At 37.4% G+C, this 17,165-nt stretch carries 17 protein-coding genes; 3 read left to right on the top strand and 14 right to left on the bottom strand.

What is annotated here, in order from left to right; all coding sequences use genetic code 11:
* Window positions 1-3: 3 nt before the first annotated feature.
* From ACFQRG_RS03820 to kynU, 7 genes are all read right to left on the bottom strand, one after another.
* Window positions 4-465 (bottom strand): RidA family protein, encoded by a 462-nt coding sequence (locus tag ACFQRG_RS03820; RefSeq protein ID WP_380963784.1) that lies wholly within the window; start codon window positions 463-465, stop codon window positions 4-6.
* Window positions 413-1,468, bottom strand: a complete 1,056-nt coding sequence (locus ACFQRG_RS03815) for an amidohydrolase family protein (RefSeq protein ID WP_380963781.1) — start codon at window positions 1,466-1,468, stop codon at window positions 413-415. Before ACFQRG_RS03815 ends, ACFQRG_RS03820 begins: the two co-directional genes overlap by 53 nt.
* Window positions 1,465-2,019 (bottom strand): 3-hydroxyanthranilate 3,4-dioxygenase, encoded by a 555-nt coding sequence (locus ACFQRG_RS03810; RefSeq protein ID WP_380963779.1) that lies wholly within the window; start codon window positions 2,017-2,019, stop codon window positions 1,465-1,467. The genes ACFQRG_RS03815 and ACFQRG_RS03810 overlap by 4 nt, the downstream gene beginning before the upstream one ends.
* Before the next feature lie 497 nt (window positions 2,020-2,516).
* Window positions 2,517-4,019 carry a sulfatase-like hydrolase/transferase gene (locus ACFQRG_RS03805; protein ID WP_380963777.1) on the bottom strand — a complete coding sequence of 501 codons (1,503 nt, stop codon included), beginning with the start codon at window positions 4,017-4,019 and terminating at the stop codon, window positions 2,517-2,519.
* A gap of 90 nt (window positions 4,020-4,109) precedes the next feature.
* On the bottom strand, window positions 4,110-5,543 hold the full coding sequence (gene nhaC / locus ACFQRG_RS03800) for a Na+/H+ antiporter NhaC (RefSeq protein ID WP_380963774.1): 1,434 nt from the start codon (window positions 5,541-5,543) through the stop codon (window positions 4,110-4,112).
* Between the two features lie 131 nt (window positions 5,544-5,674).
* Window positions 5,675-7,111 (bottom strand): amino acid permease, encoded by a 1,437-nt coding sequence (locus ACFQRG_RS03795; protein ID WP_380963772.1) that lies wholly within the window; start codon window positions 7,109-7,111, stop codon window positions 5,675-5,677.
* 26 nt (window positions 7,112-7,137) lie between these two features.
* Entirely contained in the window at window positions 7,138-8,424 is a 1,287-nt protein-coding gene (kynU, locus tag ACFQRG_RS03790) for a kynureninase (RefSeq protein ID WP_380963769.1), read from the bottom strand.
* A gap of 279 nt (window positions 8,425-8,703) precedes the next feature.
* On the opposite strand from kynU, the gene ACFQRG_RS03785 reads away from it, so the two are divergent.
* The gene (locus tag ACFQRG_RS03785) at window positions 8,704-9,276 is read left to right on the top strand and encodes a TetR/AcrR family transcriptional regulator (RefSeq protein ID WP_380964954.1); all 573 of its coding nucleotides are present in this window, start codon (window positions 8,704-8,706) and stop codon (window positions 9,274-9,276) included.
* 172 nt (window positions 9,277-9,448) lie between these two features.
* On the opposite strand, the gene ACFQRG_RS03780 is transcribed toward ACFQRG_RS03785, so the two are convergent.
* The 7 genes from ACFQRG_RS03780 to ACFQRG_RS03750 form a co-directional block, all read right to left on the bottom strand.
* On the bottom strand, window positions 9,449-10,417 hold the full coding sequence (locus ACFQRG_RS03780; protein ID WP_380963766.1) for a formylglycine-generating enzyme family protein: 969 nt from the start codon (window positions 10,415-10,417) through the stop codon (window positions 9,449-9,451).
* Window positions 10,418-10,874: 457 nt separating this feature from the next.
* On the bottom strand, window positions 10,875-11,792 hold the full coding sequence (locus ACFQRG_RS03775) for a proline dehydrogenase family protein (RefSeq protein WP_380964952.1): 918 nt from the start codon (window positions 11,790-11,792) through the stop codon (window positions 10,875-10,877).
* A gap of 207 nt (window positions 11,793-11,999) precedes the next feature.
* Window positions 12,000-12,857, bottom strand: a complete 858-nt coding sequence (locus tag ACFQRG_RS03770; RefSeq protein ID WP_380963763.1) for a CvfB family protein — start codon at window positions 12,855-12,857, stop codon at window positions 12,000-12,002.
* A gap of 135 nt (window positions 12,858-12,992) precedes the next feature.
* Window positions 12,993-13,289, bottom strand: a complete 297-nt coding sequence (locus ACFQRG_RS03765) for a Dabb family protein (RefSeq protein WP_380963760.1) — start codon at window positions 13,287-13,289, stop codon at window positions 12,993-12,995.
* Window positions 13,290-13,383: 94 nt separating this feature from the next.
* The gene (locus ACFQRG_RS03760; RefSeq protein ID WP_380963757.1) at window positions 13,384-13,974 is read right to left on the bottom strand and encodes a YitT family protein; all 591 of its coding nucleotides are present in this window, start codon (window positions 13,972-13,974) and stop codon (window positions 13,384-13,386) included.
* Window positions 13,975-14,147: 173 nt separating this feature from the next.
* Window positions 14,148-14,693: a histidine phosphatase family protein gene (locus ACFQRG_RS03755; protein WP_380963754.1), complete on the bottom strand. Its 546-nt coding sequence runs from the start codon at window positions 14,691-14,693 to the stop codon at window positions 14,148-14,150.
* Window positions 14,674-15,447, bottom strand: a complete 774-nt coding sequence (locus ACFQRG_RS03750) for a phosphosulfolactate synthase (RefSeq protein ID WP_380963751.1) — start codon at window positions 15,445-15,447, stop codon at window positions 14,674-14,676. The genes ACFQRG_RS03755 and ACFQRG_RS03750 overlap by 20 nt, the downstream gene beginning before the upstream one ends.
* A 187-nt stretch (window positions 15,448-15,634) precedes the next feature.
* Here ACFQRG_RS03750 and ACFQRG_RS03745 point away from each other — a divergent pair, with 187 nt between their 5' ends.
* Window positions 15,635-16,834, top strand: coding sequence for an MFS transporter (locus ACFQRG_RS03745; RefSeq protein WP_380964950.1), 1,200 nt, complete (start codon window positions 15,635-15,637; stop codon window positions 16,832-16,834).
* Window positions 16,835-16,852: 18 nt separating this feature from the next.
* Window positions 16,853-17,140 carry a hypothetical protein gene (locus ACFQRG_RS03740; protein ID WP_380963748.1) on the top strand — a complete coding sequence of 96 codons (288 nt, stop codon included), beginning with the start codon at window positions 16,853-16,855 and terminating at the stop codon, window positions 17,138-17,140.
* Window positions 17,141-17,165 lie beyond the last annotated feature (25 nt).

Genomic DNA, 17,165 nt, shown 5'->3' with positions numbered 1-17,165 from the left:
TCCTTAATCTTCGACTTCAACAATCATTTCTATTTCAATCGCCGTATTATTTGGCAGTTGGGCCATGCCGACAGCGGATCTGCCGTGTTTACCTTTTTCTCCGAAAACCTCAACTAACAGGTCGGACGCACCGTTCATAACCTTTGGCTGGTCGGTAAAGTCTTCGGTGCTGTTAACGAATCCCAATATTTTAACAACCCGTTTCACTTTGCTCAGTTCTCCCAATTCAGATTTAAGGACTTTAAGCAAGTTGATCATGGATTGACGGCTGGCCTTATAACCTTCCTCAACTGTTAAATCACGGCCAAGTTTCCCATGAAACTCATCGACGCCTTGACCGGATGTGAAAATTAAATTTCCTGTTCGGACATGACTGACATAATTCCCCACAGCAGGCCGGACGTGTGATAAATCAATTCCCAGACTTTGCAGTTTCTCTTCGGGTGTCGCGAGCGTTTCCTTCATTTTTATTCTTTTTCCCCTTTACATTTAAAAATCTCAGAGCATTTTCACCTAAAATGAGTTTCTTTTGTTCTTCAGAAAGGTCCAATGCATCATCAATGACTTTACCCGGCGGTATTTCCCTTAATAGGAAAGGATAATCAGAACCTTGCATAATGCGGTCATGGCCAAACCGATCAATTAAGTATTTAATGTTTAAAGGATCATAGTTAAGCGAGTCAAAATAGAAGTTCCTCGCATAGTGGCTTGGCGGATGTGTCGTTAATCTCAAATGTGGCCAAACCTCCCAGCCTTTATCTAAGCGGGGCAGGATATAAGGGAACGATCCGCCGCCATGGGCAAAGCTGACTTTAAGTTTTGGAAATTTCTCCATGATACCGCTCCAAATGAGACTTGCGGCTGCAAGAGCTGTTTCGCTTGGCATGCCGATTGTGTACATGAAATTGTGGCGCGGTGTCCGATCCCTTGCCATTGTTTCCCAAGGATGAATAAATAAAGGGACTTCCCATTTTTCCGCCATCTCAAAGAATTCAATCAATTCCGGAGAATCCAGATTATTGCCATTAACATTTGTACCGATCTCAATGCCGTGTAAGTTCAACTCGTGTACACAGCGATCCATTTCCTTAATTGCGGTTTGAGCGTCTTGCAAAGGTACTGTTCCTAAGCCGATAAACCGGGTTGGATTCCCCTTGACTGTTTCTGAAATAAAATCGTTTTGAATCCGTGACATAGCTAAAGCAGCATCTGCAGGGGCCCAGTATGAAAAAGTGACTGGAATCGGAGAAATCACTTGAATGTCAACACCTTCGCGGTCCATATCATAGATCCTTTTTTCCGGACTCCAAACTTGGTCAGTCACCTCCCGGAATACCTTTCCACCAACCATTATGTTAGCGCCGCATGCGCATGTCCGATGCATTAACGGCCAGCGGTCTTGTCCGTATTTTTGGGTGAAATCGGGTAAATCCTCAGGAATGATATGAGTATGAAAATCTACCCTCATTTCCACTCCCTCACTTCTTCAGGCATTTGATGACCGCATTTGTCACATGTTCTGAGTCCTTCATCACCATTAAATTGTTCAATAACAGCTTTCAATTGGGTTTCGATATTCGATATTTGCAATGTTTTACGGAACATTTCTTGATTGCATTTGTCGCAATACCAGACAACGCTTTCAAGTTCATCTTTGCCTCTTTTAATTTCTGTAACAATACCGTAAGAATTAGCTGTACGATGAGGGGAATGCGGAACGTTTGCCGGAAGCATGAACATATCCCCTTCACCGACGGTTACTACTTCACGTTCACCATTGTCGTTAATACATTCCACATAGCAGTTCCCTTTAATTTGATAGAAAAATTCATCTGTCGGATTGACATGAAAATCACGCCGTTTATTCGGCCCGCCAACCAGCATGACAATAAATTGCGAATCTTCCCAAAGCACTTTATTATTGACAGGCGGTTTCAACAAGTCCTTATTGTCCTCAATCGTTTTCATCAAGTTTAGCACCCTAGAATTTAATTGAACTTCCCCAGATTTCAAAGCCATTTGTTATCCTCCTTAAAAAATACATTTTATTAAGCGCTTACAACCATTGCCTATTAAAATTGCTATTAAGATTTAAAGGAACGATACTGCTTTACATTTAGTACTTCGAATTCGTCATTTTATTAAGATATTACCTACATATGAAACTATATTAAATAAGAAAATCTTATTCAATATGGTTATTTCATAATATGAAATTCTTAAAATTTTTTGTTAAAAGTCTTTTAGTAAATGTTTCTTAAAGAAAAAAGTTAACATATTAAACTGCTTTGTTTTTTAAAATCGACCATTCATTAAGATTTTTAATCATAAACTGTAAAATTATCTTATCATCCCCTCAATTATTAATCATTAATATATTCTGAAATTAATTATAATTTAACAGAAATATGACATGGTGTCAATATTATTTTTAATGAATCTATAAATAAAAATAGGCGTAACTATCATTTTACAAGTTACGCCTAAAAAGAAAGCCGATTATATATCATTTTTATTTACCGTAAGCCCATAGGATGGTAATAAGGATATGTATTAATCCTTTTTTCTTTTTCAATTAAGGAAAGCTCATATCCAATGGATGATCCCGCTAAGGGTTTTCCACTAACTGCAGGATCGTTTTCTCTCCTCGATAATATATCAATTAACCTATTTCTCCACTTTTCTAATATATTAAGTTCTTTTGAGGCAAGATTGCGGGTTTCATTTGGATCGTCTAGAATATTGAAAAGTAACTCGAAGCCATCTTCCTCATACCAAATATACTTCCACTCACTGTTTGTTAACATCAACGAACGTCTTCCTGTATTTCCATACTCACCAAGAATAGTATCCCGAACACGATCTGTTGGATCTTTTACAAGCGGTAACAAACTTTTTCCATTAACATGGTCTGGTATTTCAGCGCCGGCAATATCACACAAGGTTGGCAATATATCTTGTAAGCCAACGACAGAGTTGTTAACTTTTCCAGGCACCCAATTCGGTCCCAATAGTTCATCCAACTGATCCCCCTCTGCTCGCAATGGCGGCGTAATAATTAATGGAATGTGGCATGAACCATTCAAAAAATTCGATTTTTGCCAGAGATGATGGTCTCCAAGATTGTCCCCATGATCAGAAGTAAAGACAAACCATGTATTCTCAAGCATTCCCTCTTCACGGAGGGTTCCAATAATTCTGTTTATTTGTCTGTCTACTTGAGTTACTAGTGCGAAATAAGCGCGGTAAGCTAAATCGATTTGTTTATCGGTCATTTGTTCATCAAATGATAATTCCAATTGATGAAAAGCCGGATGTTTATCTGCCCAATCGCCAATGACCGGACTTGGCATGTCATCCCTGTCATAAAGATAAAGATCTTTCATTAACGGTACTAAAGGCGGGTGCGGAGCTGTGAACGATGCCCACATATATAATGGCCTTGTCCAATCACGCCGTTTGATCTCCTTGCATGCTTGATACCCAATCCATTCAGTTGGATGTAAGTAATCCGGAAGATTCCATGGCGTCATACTATATTCATTAATAGACATACCATGAGTAAAAGCCATACCAGGATAGCCCTGCTCAGCCAGCCACTGTTCATAGTCACCATATCCCTTATTCATGCCATAGGGCTTGCCAATTTGACGGCCTTCTTCCCAAAGTATCATATTATCAAACCCATAATGACATCGTTCAGGATACACATGCATTTTCCCAACAGCTAATGTCTGATACCCTGCATCATGTAACTGTTGCGGTAAAGTTTCTTTTACTGGAAAACCCTCATGGTAGGTTGTTAATCCCAAATCATGACCCTCCAACCCGGTCATAATCATCCCGCGAGCTGGAACGCATATCGGTGTCGTTGAATAGGCTTGGGTAAAACGAATCCCTTTTCTAGCTAACCGGTCAATATGAGGCGTTTGAATCAACTCGTGACCACTACAGCCCATAAAATCGGCTCTTAAATGATCACAAGATATCATGATTATGTTAGGCTGATTTAACGCCATTTTAAATTCCTCCTTGTCAATAATATGAAAAGTATAAAGCGATAATCGCTTTTATAGAAAGCATTCCGTATTTTACCAAGTAAAAAGTCATTACATATTCTCTTCCCTGTATTGAAGTTCAGGCTCCTTACTTGGATTTTTAGCTGCAGGGGCTATTTTAACAATACTAAATCCGGTAAATCCATAAATAATATTTATCAACGGCACTAGAATAACAAAATAGCTGAATGGGATATAATCTATCGGATTTACTTTAAGCATCGCTAATCCGAAAAAGGCATTTACACTCCATGGAACGAGATTAATACCGACTGCCCCTCCTGCTGCAACACAACGCGATAAATTTTTCGTGTCTAAACCGCGCTCTTTATAGGTTTTAGTGAATCCTTGTCCAGAAAGAATGATCGAAAGATGTTGAGAACCGCTGGCAAATCCAACAATTAGTGTTGAAACAACTGTTAAAAAAATGAGCGAACCTGTACGGCGTGCTTTCTGAACGATTGGCTGAATAATGGCCTTAAATATTCCTATGCCATCCATGATTCCCCCCAATGCTGTAGACAAGATGATCAGCATAATGACATCTAACATGGATAAAAGTCCGCCGCGATTAAGTAGGGAATCAACATCATTTAACCCTGTATGGGACGAAAATCCATTTGTAACAGTTAAAATAACTTGGGTCAGTGAATTGCCTTGAACCACCATGGCTACAATGCCGCCAATGACACTAATAAATATAAGGGTCGGAAGAATTGGAAAACGTTTTATAATTAAAACAATTGTTAACACTGGCAATAAAAGTAAATACGAGCTAAGATTGAACGAATGTTCTAATACGTTCATAATATTTTTGATGTGATGCAGATTTGCAGTAGTCGTTGAATAATGTAATCCTACAAAATAGTAAATAACAATTGAAATAAATAAGGCTGGAATAGTATCCCATAACATATGCTTAACATGACTTATGAGATCAGTATCACATACTACAGGCTCCAAGTTTGTTGTCTCTGATAAAGGTGACAATTTATCCCCAAAATAGGAGCCGGAAATAACAGCACCCGCAACTAAAGCAGGGGGAAAGCCCATGCCTTGCCCAACTACCATGAAGGCGACCCCGATTGTCGCAATGGTTGTAAACGAACTCCCTATCGAAACACTTAAAATAGCTGTCGTTAACCCCACTATAGGAATAAAAATGTGCGGATCAATTAGTTTTAATGAATAATAGATTAAAGAAGGAATAACGCCGCTTTGCATCCATGTTGCAATGATGGCCCCTATAATAAAAAGTAGTAAACAAGGGAATATGCCTTTGTAAATTCCTTCAATGATAAATTTTTCTAGATCAGACCATTTATGTTTAAGGAAAATTCCCAAAATAGCAGCAGCTATAATTCCTACCACTAAAGGGATATCCATTCCTGCTTTCCATTTAAGTCCTGACATCAACGCTGTAAAAAGAAGAATAATCATCGGCAGTAATGCTTGCCAAAACTTAGGTAGCTTTACTGTTGCCATCCACATAACCTCTTTCTTTATAACCACATTTGTTGAAGGTCATGATAGCGAATCTTTATGATTATAGATCTTTTATTGTTTCTTCAAAAGAGAAAAGCGAAACACTTCAAAAGTTCTTATTATAATTCTTCTTAGTTGACTTTTTCAATTGTTGATTTGTCCTTTTTCTTTGTTTCTTTTTTCAACTGTTGATTTGTCCTTTTCCATATGAAATAGGCAATAGTAATAAAACATAGCCAAGGAATTCCAAGAGTCAATGTACTTTTAAAGTCTTGTGAGAATACGGTTGATAAGACAACACTTGCTAACAATATGGCTCCAAACGCTGTTAAATATGGAAAACCGATCATACGAACTGGTAATTTACGGGTCCCTTCCCGATCCCACTTACGGCGAAAAAATAAATGAGTAACAAAAATCATAAACCATGCAAACATAGCGCCGAAACTGGATAATGAAATCATTAAGTTGAAAGCGCTGTCAGGTGAAACAATTGAAAAGATTACCGCAATAACAACCCCCGCCGCTGATAATATAAGGGCCCTCACCGGAACGCCTTTGGTGCTAAGTTTCCCAAGTCCTTGTGGTGCAAATTTAGCTCTGGACAATGAAAACATCATTCGGGTAGAAGTATATAGCTGGCTGTTCATGGCGGAAAGTGCAGCAATAAGGACAACAAAATTCATAATTCCGCCTGCACCAGGGATATTAAGAATATCCATGACTTTAACAAACGGGCTTTCATTGTTCCCGGCAAAATTCCATGGAACAATCATCAACATTAACGCGAGCGTTAAAATATAAAATAGCACAAGTCGAAAAACGGCAGATTTAAGTGCAATGGGGACAGCTTTTTCTGGTTCTTTTGCCTCTCCGGCACTTACCGCAATCATTTCGATACTTAAATAACTAAAAAGCGAAATAAATGTGGCAAACCACATGCCGCCAAAACCATTTGGAAAGAATCCGCCTTTATTTACATAGTTTTGAGGACCAATTTCTGAATGACTTCCTGTACCGAATACAACAAAAAAGGCTAAAAGAATAAAACCAACTATCGCTATGATTTTTACTAAAGAAAACCAATATTCAACAACACCAAACATGTTCACACTTGTCGCATTGACATAAAGGAGGACGGCAGAAAAAACAACTATCCATACATATCCTGGGATATTTGGAAACCAATATTTCATATAGATAGCAATGGCAGTAACTTCCGTCCCAATAGAACAAATAAGGCTAAACCAATAAGAATAGCGGACAGTAAAACCCGACCATGGATTAATATAACGTTCTGCATAAACACCAAATGATCCGGAGGTAGGATGGGCAACTGTCATTTCTGAAAGACAGCCCATAAGCAACAAGGCAATGGCTGCTCCAATAGCATAGCTAATGATGACACTCGGACCCGCTGTTTTGATAGCGGATCCACTTCCAAGAAATAAACCAGTCCCAATAGCGCCCCCAATGGCGATCATTGATAGCTGGCGGGTCGTTAAGCTTTTTTTTAATCCCTTTTCTCCCTCCGTAATGTCTTGAATTTTTTCGGAGTTACTGGCCATATAAATTCCAACCTTTCTTTTGTCTATTAGGAGACTACGCCCCGCTTATTTTCATACTTCTCATACTGCTTGTCTAACATTATTTTCTTTAAGATTTGCACTGTTTTAAAGATATCTTCATATGAAGTATAAAAAGCGATTGGTGCTAGACGAATGATATTAGGCGCCCTAAAGTCCGGCGTAATCTGATTTTCTTTTAGCGCTTTACAAATTCGAATAGCTTCTTCATGTTCTAAACAAATATGGCCGCCCCGACGTTCATCTTCAAGCGGGTTTCCAATTGTAAATCCCATGTTTGAGAGTTCTTCTTTAATTAAATCCATAAAGTATTGAGTCTTGCTAAGGGAGTTCTTTCGAATATTCTCAATAGATACCTTTGCAAACATTTCTAAAGAACTGATAAGCGGTGCTAAACTTAATACATGAGGCGTCCCTATTTGAAAGGCACCAGCTGTTTCTTCAGGAACTAATGTGTGTTCCATATCAAATTGTTTATTCTTATTCGAGCTGTACCATCCTGCTAACCCCGGATGTCTGCCAAAATGTTTTTTATTTACATACAACGCTGCGACACTTCCTGGACCGCCATTTAAATATTTATAAGTACACCAAAATCCAAAATCAACATCCCACTGACTAAAATAGTGAGGAATAGCTCCTACAGAATGACATCCATCAAAACCAATAAGAATGCCTCGCTTATGCGCTTCCGCTGTTAAACGTTGAATATCGAACAGCTGACCGCTTCGGTAAAGTACCGTAGGTAAAACAATTAAAGCAACCTCATCTGTCATTTCCTTAATGATGTCATCTTCTTCAATGAATCTTCCATCACCGCTCTTAACCCGAATCAAATGTTCTTCCGGATCATATCCATGCAGCATCAGCTGACTTTTCAGTGCATAAATATCCGAGGGGAAAGTTAATTCGTCTGCAATGATCTTCGTTCGCTTTCCTTCAGGTTTATAAAAAGTAGCAACAAGTTGATGTAAATTTACTGTCGTGGAACCGGTTACAATTACTTCCTTTGCTTCAGCCCCTACCAGCGGAGCCATCATTTCTCCTAACCTTTCAGATATAAAAAACCATGGATAGGTTCCCTGAGTCCAACCATCAATACCAAGTGTTTTCCAATCGTTTAAAATTTCACTCACCTTATTTTCTGAATGTTTGTTCATTAATCCTAATGAATTTCCATCAAGATAGATCGATCCAGGATTTAAATAGAATTCGTTTCGGTAATCCTTAAATTCGTCTAAGTTATCAAGCTGTAAAGCATAATCATTAGTTACTTGAACTGTTCCATTGGTCATAATTATCTCCCCTATTATACATAATAAATAATATTTTGAATTTATTTAAATATAAAGGAAATATGACGCGATGTCAATATTATTCATCCTTTAATATTTTAATTATTTATAAGAGTCTATCAAAACGACCGCTGTTAAAGTAAAAATTAGCCATTAATATTTAATATTCTTAAAATCCCTTTTATTTTTTAACATTAACATGTATCCTTATATGTTAAAGGGGGGAGGTTCGTGAAAGGCTCAAAAGAAGAAATTGTTGATGGCCGCCATAAGCGTTCAATGTTAACACGTCAAAAATTACTCGATGCCGCACGTTATGTCTTTCTTGAGGAAGGTTTTCAAAAAGCAACGATTTCGCAGATCATTAAACGTGCAAACACTGGTTATGGAACCGCATATGTTCATTTTTCGGGTAAAGACGATTTACTAATCGTATTAATGGAAGATGTCATGGCGGAGTTTATTGAAATCGCAAAAACTTCCTTTTTTCCAACAACAAAAGAAGAAGCAAAAAAAATGGTATTAAACCAAGTAACAGCCTTTCTTAGTTTGGCTCAATCCAATCGCAAGATGATGGAGGTTTTTCAAGAGGCCGTTGGTCTTTCAACCGCAATTAATTTGAAATGGGAAGAAATACGAAATACATTCATTCACTGTATTACTAATGATATTACTTATTCCCAGTGTAAAGGACTAGCCCGTACTGATTTAAAACCGGAATTAGTGGCGCGTATGTGGTTTTTTGCAAATGAAACATATCAATGGGAAATTGTTCGAAATACACACCAGGATACGCTTGAAGAAATCGCGGAAACTCTTACATCAATGTATGTTGACGGGCTTTATCTATAATTTTAAATTTCAATCTGCCGATTAAACATTCATAAAAAATAAACCACTAGTTGTGGTTTATTTCCCCCCCTTTTTAAGATTGTTTAGGCATTTTTATTTTTCTGAATCCGCTATTATTCCCAAAGTGATTTAGAATTAGCTACTTAATTTCCGAATCCCTATTTAATTAATTCTATAAATCTTTTACACAACGAAACCCGAGGTTTCCCGCAGAACTGTCAGGGGTATTTGATGTCCTTGCCGCAACCCGATAGCGATTGCAATAGGATTCATGGCAGAGATAGGATCCGCCTCTCATTGACTTCGTACTCCCTTTAGATGGTCCTTTAGGATTAACTTTAGACTCGTGCAAATGGAATTTTGGACTAAACCAGTTTGAACACCACTCCCATACGTTTCCCGCCATATTATATAAACCAAATCCATTAGGATAGAAAGCATTTACTGGTGCTGTTCCTAAGTACCCGTCTAAGGCGGTATTCTCATTTGGAAATTCACCTTGCCATATATTGCAATAGTGCTCCCCCCCTGGTTCCAAAATATCTCCCCATGGATACTTTTTCTGAACGAGTCCTCCTCTAGCGGCATATTCCCATTCTGCTTCTGTTGGAAGTCTTTTACCAGACCATTTACAATAAGCAACAGCATCATTCCATGAAATGTGAACAACGGGATGATTCATTCGATCAGCAATGCTTGAATCAGGTCCTTCAGGTTTTAACCAAAAAGCGCCTTCAACAGCCGCCCACCATGGCGTTCCTGAAGGAAACTGTTTTACCTTTCTCGCAGTCTTCTTTGATATCAGTTTATAAAAGACAAAGGACCAGCCAAATTTCTCAGCATCAGTTTTATAACTAGTTGCTGATACAAATTCCGCAAATTTAGCGTTAGTTACTGCAAAGCGGTCTATGAAAAATGAATTAACTTTTACTTTTCTTATTGGACCTTCTCCATCTGCATGGAAACCATCTTTATCATTCGTTCCCATGAGAAATTCACCTCCATTGATTAAAACCATTTCTTCTTGATGAAATTCTGCTGCAGTATTCTTATTTAATTCTACCGGTGATTTGATCATGTCTGTTCCTACTGCTATCCTACTAACAGAACAACAAGATGCCTTTTTATTTAAATCCATCATTTATTGACTCCTTTATATTTTAATAAATTTTCTTAAAGTATTTTTTTGCGTAATCTCTAGTTATTCGACTGGATCTTTTTACTCCCAAATGAATTGTTAAGCATTTTTTGAATCTCCATTAGCTTCATCTTAGAATAATAGATATCTATCCTTTTGTAATATTTTTTAATTACCGTTAATATAAGTAGTGCCAAAACAAAAATAAAGCGCTTAGGAAAACGCTTTATTAATAAAATACCTTTTATTTTATTTATCCTGCGCACATGTACAAAGCAGCCATTCTTTTGCAAAATTAACAGCCACACGCTGCCGAAATAAAACAGAATCAGCTGAACCGACTTTTCCTCGTTTTTACGGGAACAGTCTGCGCTATTTCACTTCCAATTTGATGAAAAGAATCATCATCAAATTCAATATCTTTTAATTCTTTTACTAGAAACATTGAAAACGCTTAATTTTATTTTTTCAAAACACCTTTAAGAACAAAGGCTACATTGGCCGGCCGCTCTGCTAAGCGGCGCATGTTATATCCGTACCAATCATCGCCGTACGGTACGTAAATCCGCATATTGTAACCTTCTTTAATGATTTCTTCTTGGCGTTCAGGACGAATACCATAAAGCATTTGGAATTCAAACTGATCTTTCGGGATATTATGCTTTTTGACCAGTTCTTTTGTAAAACGGATAATTTCATCATCATGGGTGGCGATTGATGTGAAGTTTCCTCTTAATAGATGAATTTGAATTAAATTTTTGAAATTTTGGTCGACATCTTTTTTATTTGGAAATGCCACTTCTTCCGGCTCTTTGTAAGCACCTTTTACGATGCGAAGTCTTGGATGATATTCGTCTAATTCATTGAGATCATCGATTGTACGGTACAGGTAAGCTTGAATGACTGTGCCGATGTTATCGTATTCTTTCTTCAGTTCTTTAAATACATCAAGGGTAACACCGCAGCGGGAATGATCTTCCATATCAATGGTAACGAATACGTCATGTTTTTTCGCTGTATCTAAAATCCGGCGCATGTTCTTCATGCAAAGTTCGCGGCTGATATCTAATCCCATTGATGTAATTTTTAACGATAATTGTGAATCAAGATTGTGCCGGTCGATAGCTTCAATAGCTTCAATACAATGATCCGCCATTTCATTTGCTTCTTTTTCATTATCGACAAACTCGCCGAGGTGATCAAGTGTAACCGAAAAACCTTTTTCATTTAATTTATGGAGAGCTTCAAGCGAACCTTCAAGCGTTGCTCCAGCTACAAAACGGCTTGCTCCTAAACTAAGTCCGTATTTTTTAGCAAGCTTCGTCAATTTTTTGTTATCCCCCAGGAACAAAAAGAAATTACGCATCATTTGTTCAATCACGGTGTTCCCTCCTAAAACGCTTTCATAAACTCTTCTTGTTAAATATACCATAACATGACTTAATTTTGGAGAATTTTAAATTAATTTCTGTTCAAACTATTTCCTTTAAATTACAACTTTTGTCGAAATCTTTTTTACCTTATACATCATATTTTATACGGAAAAAGGGCGGACCGCTTACGTCTGCCCTTTATAAAATGGAAACTATTCCTTAATATAAGTCCAACCTTCTTTTTGATAAACTTTCCCTTCTTTCATTAGTCTCCCAAGCGCACGCTTAAATGCCGCTTTACTCATGTTAAATCTTGCTTTAATATCATCGGGATGACTTTTATCCGAATAAGGCATTGAACCATTGCGCCCTTCAAGATAAACATATATTTTTTCGGCATCCGTATCCATTGTTTCATGGCTTCTACCTAATAAAGAAACATTCACTGATCCATCTTCCTTAACTTCAATAATCCTTCCTTCAATCTTCTGACCGAGGCGAGGCTCCTCTCTTCTCTCAGATTTATGAATAAAACCGAGAAAGCCTTCTTCCGTTATGATAAATGATCCTTCTTTTATTAAGCGGTAAACTCTTCCTGCGATATTTTTGTTAAAGTCGTCTTCTGCAGCTTGTTCAGCTATTTCATGCATCACATTTTCTGTCGCCAGCGCTCCAAACAAACGGCCTTTTTTATCAGTTTTTAAAGAACAATATAATTGGTCTCCTTTAACCGGCCATAAATCAATGATATCAGGTAAATCATCCATTGAAATTAGAATATCTTTGCTGATGCCGATTGAAACAAAAACACCTAATTTGGGCTTTACTGCAACAACTTCAGCCCAATCATAACTTCCGATTTTTATAGTCGGAATCGTCATTGTTGCTGAAAGTCTGCCTTGATGATCCTGATACAAAAAAACTGTTTGCGGCTGACTCGCGTCAAAATCCTCACTCAGCTCATTATTATGTAATAGAACATCTTCTTTGCCATTTGATAAAAAGTATCCAAAAGGCGCCTGCCGTTCAACCTTTAAGGTTTGAACAGTACCCGCTTGTAATTTTGTCATTTTCATCCTCTTTTCACACATAAATTCATTTAAATCGTTACCTAAACAAAAGGCAATTATAACATTTTCAGTTGGAATAAAAGGTTTCATTTAAAAGAAAAAGACAGCTTAGTGCTGTCCATCCTTAGTTCAAGTCTATTCAATAACAAAATCAACGGCAAGCGTATCCTCCAAGCCAATTTCATGCAAATAAGCAAGAACAGCTTGATGTTCCTCAGAAGGACCATAATGGTCAAATGCTTCTTTTGATTCCAGACGAACGGTAAGCCCCATCGTATAGCCTTTTCCGCGATCAGTAAAGTTATGCCCCGCCTTAATATCGATAATGCCTGGCAAAACGTCGGCTAATTGACAAAGACGCTTAATGGCTTCATCCTTCTGTTCTTTTGTTGTTTCATCTTTAAACTTAAATAAAACGATGTGTTCTATCATGTACATGACTCCCTCATTACATTATTATCTATTAACAAGATAGCATAATATTTATACAAATCATATCAATAATAAGGAAATTAGATTTCTATTCTTAGACAGAGGGTGAACTTCGGTTAGTAAAATCTATGATCTTTGTTGAGAGCCATTGGCAAACAATAGCATAAATAACAATTTTTAAATCAATAACAAGAGCGGTCATCAGGAAAATTGATATATTGATCCAAAACATAGTTTGTCCAGGCCGGAAACTTCGTGAAGTAGATATTAACAGCGCCGGAACAACCATGCCGCCGCTTGATGCATCATACTTTATCAAAATGCCGACACCTATGCCAAAAAGTATGCCGCCAAGCAATAAATCCAATGCAATATGTACATGGGGTATGGATATAAATAAACTGCACCAATATACTGTCATTGATGTTACGGTTACCGCGTACATCGTTCTTATTGTCCAGGCAAAACCAAACCATTTAAAAGCCATAAACAGCATAGTAAAGTTATTCAGCCATAATGAAAATCCTAAAGATAATGGTGTCAAATGGTTCATTAAGACAGCAATCCCGGCCGAACCGCCGGATGGAACATGATGCGGAAAAAGAAAAAGGGACATTCCCAACCCTTGTACAAATCCCCCTAATGTCAGCATAACAAACCTGATCATTTCTTTATTAAATTCCATATATCGTTTAACTCCCGCCGCTGAAATGAAATAGGATTACTAAAGTATATTTGTCCATGCATCAATTTAGTCATGTAAATTCAGAACGGGAGCTGAGCGGCAAAATTCAGGCTTGTTTCTCTTGCCATCGTCTTTCTGCATAAGCCAAATCATAAATTGGACTATTGGACTTCTCAATGCAAAATAAAAGAAGGAATTTCCAGACGGACTAACTCATTGTTATTGACCTTGATTCTATTCATTTGATTTATATCACCATAATTAATGATAGAAATCATCCCCCTTATCCATGACCCGTGCCCAAAAATCAAAACTTGTTCATATTTCCCATACTGATGAATGAATTGAAAAAGCCTGTGTTCAAAATCAATAAGCCTTTCCCCTAATGTTAACTTTCGCGGATTAATTATCCAGATTTTATTGTTCTGAACAAACTCATCCTTTTCCTTTCCTTCAAATTCTCCAAAATCCAGTTCATTTAATAAAGGTTCCGGACTATAGTCATATCCGTAAATTTCGGCTGTTTGCTGAGTCCTTATTAATTCACTCGATAATATGCAATCAAACGGCTTAAATTTCTCAAGAAGTTCCTTGTTACGCAAAATGCCATCCTTTTGATCTATTAACAAATGCTTATCTATAGGAATGTTTCTTTTCCCTTGTAAAATCCCTTTTTTATTCCATGCAGTGGGAAGATGCCTAATTAATAAAAGCCGCATCGGCTTTCTCCTCCATAAAAAAGGTTTCTGAACGAAGACCTTGACGCTGGGCTTCTAATAATAAAACATCGTGAATTTTGACATTACCCAGATTGACATTAGATCCAATCTGGTTGATAAAAAACATCTGACTTTTTGGATGCGGTGCCTCAAAAATAATCTTTTTGCTGTTAACATTTTGAATCACATCAAAAATTAAGCCTTCTTTAATCTCACCATTGCTTTGATAAATACCGGCTGTACCCGAATCCCTGCCTTCCGTAATCACGTATTGGCAGCCTGCATCTAATAAGGCGATTAATTCATTTTTCCAATCAGGAGCAGCCATATCTTTTTGAATATCTTTGGATCCAACCTCACCGATGACTTTAAAATCCCTTTTTAATCTCAGCACTAAGTCCAAGCGTTTTTCAAGGGGAATATCTATAATGCCTGTCGATATTTCTATATAGTCCAGGCCCAGCTCTTTCAAATATAATAGGTACTTATCCAATTTATTTTGCGAGTAAAATTTCTCAAAAAGTGTACCGCCGCAATAAGGGATGATATTAAACGATTGATAAACGTCTATTTTTTGACGGATATTTGGCGTAACATAAGCTGATCCTATACCAATCTTTGCAATATCAATATATTCATGATAATCAGACAAAGTATTTTTCAGCTCTTTCACTGGAATCCCAAAGTCAACAATTGATGTCATGCCATATGAGCGGCTCTTTTTTGTTCTATAAGGCAATTTCAAATCACCCAATGACTCAGCACCTCCCTAGAGTATGCTGTATGTTATGCGATGAAATAAAAAAAGTGCCCATTTAAAAAACGAATAGAACTTGCAAAATTAGAAATGCTAAAAGAGCATAATATCACAAAAGGGAGTGCAGACTTTGTCAGACCAAAAACCAACAGGGCTGACGATTTTAGCTCTCGGATCAATCCCTATGATTTTAGTACTGGGGAACTCCATGTTGATTCCGATCTTGCCTAAAATGAAGTCCGTATTAAATATTTCACAATTTCAAGTGAGCTTAGTGATTACTGCCTTTTCAGCTGCGGCGGCTATTTCTATCCCAATAATGGGTTATTTATCTGATCGGTTTTCCCGAAAAGCAGTCATTATCCCTTCTTTAATTCTTTTTGGGGGCGGCGGTATTTTGGCAGGATCTTCTGTGGCCTGGTTTGGCAACCATGCTTATATATGGATGTTAACAGGGCGGATCATACAAGGGATTGGCGGTGCAGGTACTGCGTATATTGCGATGGCTTTAGCAGGAGATTTATTTAAAGGGGCCGAGCAAAGTAAAGTTCTTGGCATCATTGAGGCTTCCAATGGTTTTGGCAAAGTGATTTCTCCGATTCTTGGATCACTTCTTGCTTTACTGATTTGGTATGCCGTCTTTTTTGCATTTCCCGCTTTTTGTCTTATTTCTATTCTTCTTACATTATTTTTCGTTAAAGAGAAGGCTAAAAGTGCGGAACCGCCATCACCGGGAGAATATACTAAAGGACTGTTTTCTGTTTTTAAACATGAAGGCCTTTGGTTAATCGTCACATATTTTACTGGCACCGCCTGTCTATTAACATTATTCGGTATTTTATTTTATTTATCTGATGTCCTGGAAAAAAAATATCACATTGATGGTTTGTTAAAGGGATTTATTCTTGCTATTCCATTATTGTTTATGACAACAACTTCTTACATCACCGGTGCCAAGATAATGAAAAACCTAAAATTGATGAAGGTATTAATTATCATTGGCTTATTATTAATGACCCTTTCGTTTGCAACATTAGTCTTCTTCAGCAAGCTGGTTCCTTTCATTTCTATTTTAGCTGTCAGCAGTATTGGAACAGGCTTGGTGCTGCCTTGTATCAACAGTTTTATTACAGGTTCAGTTAATAAGGATCTTCGCGGTTTTGTGACATCATTATACGGATCTGTCAGATTTATCGGGGTTGCCGCAGGACCGCCGATTTATGGTTGGCTAATGGGCTGGTCAAGGTCGGGGATGTTTCTTTGCACAGCCGCACTAACGTTACTCGCAGGCGTGTTGATGCTTCTTTTTATCCATGTAAGCAATCCTTCTTCAGAAGAATCAACAAAATCTTTATTTCAAAAATTAAAATTAACGACAGAATGACGAAAGGAGGACATCGCATTGGAAGTTTACTTTTCACCTGAATTAATTAAGCCGGAGACGCAAATTTTAAATGTTATCAATCAAAACAGTAAACCGGTCGGCTATGTTTCTTTTTTATTTAATGAGAAAAAATTATATATTCATGGTCAAGTTGAAGAATCAGGTGTCAGTGAGGATTTTAAAGATCTCGTCAAACCTTATATTAAAGGATTAATGAACTTAAAACCTGACTGTGAGGTTTATTCTTATTTATCGGCTGGCGGGGAAAAAATTGAAATTGAGCAAAGCAATAATAAGAACCAATAACCTGTTTTCGAAAATACAGAGTATC

Origin of the sequence: Scopulibacillus cellulosilyticus, from assembly GCF_042665295.1 — a bacterium.
Taxonomy (GTDB): domain Bacteria; phylum Bacillota; class Bacilli; order Bacillales; family Sporolactobacillaceae; genus Scopulibacillus_A; species Scopulibacillus_A cellulosilyticus.
Note: the sequence above shows the minus strand (reverse complement) of the source record. Positions and strands in the feature narration are given on the sequence as shown.